Origin of the sequence: Streptococcus sp. (assembly GCF_032481935.1) — a bacterium.
Lineage (GTDB): Bacteria > Bacillota > Bacilli > Lactobacillales > Streptococcaceae > Streptococcus.
Map to the genome: position 1 here is coordinate 1 of NZ_JAWERU010000087.1, position 2449 is coordinate 2449.

At 40.5% G+C, this 2449-nt stretch carries 4 protein-coding genes and 1 pseudogene; all 5 read right to left on the reverse strand.

The window, feature by feature from the left end:
* Positions 1-67 precede the first annotated feature (67 nt).
* A complete protein-coding gene (gene rplR, locus E7C97_RS09380; RefSeq protein ID WP_316109050.1) occupies positions 68-433 on the reverse strand; it encodes a 50S ribosomal protein L18 in 366 nt (121 codons plus the stop codon).
* Positions 434-532: 99 nt separating this feature from the next.
* Positions 533-1069, reverse strand: coding sequence for a 50S ribosomal protein L6 (gene rplF, locus E7C97_RS09385; protein WP_000086625.1), 537 nt, complete (start codon positions 1067-1069; stop codon positions 533-535).
* A gap of 187 nt (positions 1070-1256) precedes the next feature.
* Positions 1257-1655, reverse strand: a complete 399-nt coding sequence (rpsH, locus tag E7C97_RS09390; protein WP_000245504.1) for a 30S ribosomal protein S8 — start codon at positions 1653-1655, stop codon at positions 1257-1259.
* A gap of 284 nt (positions 1656-1939) precedes the next feature.
* Entirely contained in the window at positions 1940-2125 is a 186-nt protein-coding gene (locus tag E7C97_RS09395) for a type Z 30S ribosomal protein S14 (protein WP_001085699.1), read from the reverse strand.
* Positions 2126-2142: 17 nt separating this feature from the next.
* Positions 2143-2449, reverse strand: a pseudogene (rplE, locus tag E7C97_RS09400) (50S ribosomal protein L5); the annotation flags it as partial.

Below are 2449 nucleotides of genomic sequence, written 5' to 3' on the forward strand. Positions count from 1 at the left end.
ACAGCAACTACGCGTTCTTCTAATTCAACTGCATTGTCTTTAAATGCCATTTTCTAGTGTCCTCCTATTAGAATTTCAATCCGTTTTCACGAGCTGCATCAGCCAAAGCTTTCACACGTCCGTGATATAGATATCCACCGCGGTCGAACACCACTTCTGAAATACCTTTAGCGTTTGCACGTTCTGCAACGAGTTTACCGACAGCAACGGCTTGTTCAGTTTTTGTTCCTTTTGAAACTTCTTTGTCAAGAGTTGAAGCACTTGCGAGCGTTACACCCGCTACGTCATCAATAACTTGAGCGTAGATGCCTGTATTAGAACGGAATACGTTCAAACGTGGGCGATCAGCAGTTCCAGAGAGTTTTCCGCGAACGCGACGGTGGCGTTTTTGGCGGAGTTTGTTTTTATCTGGTTTGGCGGAGTTTGTTTTTATCTGGTTTAGAAATCACAGTTTTCACCTCTTTAGTTTTAAATCGTGTGCTATGCACAAAGTTGGAAATGATATTGGTGGCTGAAAATCAACCACTCAATATTATTTACCTGTTTTACCTTCTTTAAGACGAACATATTCGCCAACGTAACGGATACCTTTACCTTTGTAAGGTTCTGGTGAACGAAGGCTACGTACGTAAGCAGCTGTTTGACCAACTACTTCTTTTGAAATTCCGCTAACAACGATTGTTGTTGGGTTTGGAAGTTCAAAAGTAATTCCTTCTGGAGCTTCAACTTCGTCTGGATGTGATTTACCAACAGCCAAAACAAGTTTTGATCCTTGAAGTTGTGCACGGTAACCAACCCCACGCATTTCAAGTTGTTTCTTGAATCCTTCTGATACACCAATAACCATGTTGTTCAAAAGAGCACGAGTAGTTCCGTGGATAGTTTTCATTTCTTTTGAATCGTTTGGACGGTGAAGAGTTACTTCAGTACCTTCCACACGAATTTCAATATCTTTTGAGAACTCACGAGTAAGTTCTCCTTTAGGTCCTTTTACAGTTACAACGTTGTCATTGTTAGTGATTTCAACACCAGCAGGCAACACGATAACTTTATTACCAATACGTGACATGTTTTTATTCTCCTGTTAAATTGTCAGGCCTTGTCGACCAGTTTTCACGGGGTTAAATCGATTTCTCGATTTAAAGGAACATTTAGGTTTCAACTTCAAAGTGAATCTAGGCATCGTCTCGCAGACATAACTTTGGGTTAGGCAAGAGACGATAACGACGAGTCACAAAGAAATTGGGAGCTAAATATTACCAAACGTAAGCGATAACCTCTCCACCAACGTTCTTTTGGCGTGCTTCTTTATCAGTAAGCAAACCTTCAGAAGTTGAAAGGATAGCAATTCCAAGACCGTTAAGTACTTTTGGAAGGTCTTCACGTTTTTTGTAGACACGAAGTCCTGGTTTAGAAACACGTTTCAAGTTTGTGATAACTTTTTCACCGTTTGGTCCGTATTTAAGGAATACACGGATGATGCCTTGTTTGTCATCTTCGATGATTTCTACGTTCTTAACAAAACCTTCGCGTTTAAGGATTTCTGCAATCCCTTTTTTGATGTTTGATGCAGGTACTTCAAGTACTTCGTGTTTTGCTTGGTTAGCGTTACGAATACGAGTTAGGAAGTCTGCGATTGGGTCAGTCATAACCATTTTATTTTTCTCCTCTTACTAGTAGTTTGCAAGTTGCACTTGCTAGTTAATACATGATACAAAGAGCGTAACAGCAAGAGCAAAAATAGGCAATTTGATGCAGGAGCGATGCTCCAAAGCAAATTGATCTTTTTTGCCAAAGCTGTAGCTCGTGTTCAAATTGGCAAGCCCAACTGAACCCGGGCTAAACTCTGTGTGAAAAAGATAAACTTTTCTAGAAACTAAAGTTTCTTCGTCAAGTTTCCTATTTTCACTTGGAGTTTTGACGCCCTTGATATCTTAAATTACCAAGATGCTTTTGTTACACCAGGAATTTGTCCTTTGTAAGCTAATTCACGGAAGCAAACACGGCAAAGTTTAAACTTGCGGTAAACTGAGTGTGGACGTCCACAACGTTCACAGCGAGTGTATGCTTGAGTAGAGAACTTCGCTGGGCGTTTGTTCTTAGCAATCATAGATTTTTTAGCCATTAGTTATACCTCCTATATTATTTTGCAAAAGGCATTCCAAGGCCTGTAAGCAATGCACGTGACTCTTCGTCAGTGTTAGCAGTAGTTACGATAACGATGTCAAGACCACGAGTTTTGTCAACGTCATCAAAGTTGATTTCTGGGAAGATCAATTGTTCTTTCACACCAAGTGTGTAGTTTCCGCGTCCATCAAATGATTTTGTTGGAACACCATGGAAGTCACGCACACGTGGAAGTGAAACTGAAACCAATTTATCCAAGAATTCGTACATACGTTCACCACGAAGGGTAACTTTTGCACCGATCGCAACACCTTCACGAAGA

Excerpts from the sequence above, each read along its gene's own strand:
- rpsH (WP_000245504.1), bottom strand. The coding sequence starts at position 1,655 with ATGGTTATGACTGACCCAATCGCAGACTTCCTAACTCGTATTCGTAAC.
- rplF (WP_000086625.1), bottom strand. The coding sequence starts at position 1,069 with ATGTCACGTATTGGTAATAAAGTTATCGTGTTGCCTGCTGGTGTTGAA.
- E7C97_RS09395 (WP_001085699.1), bottom strand. The coding sequence starts at position 2,125 with ATGGCTAAAAAATCTATGATTGCTAAGAACAAACGCCCAGCGAAGTTC.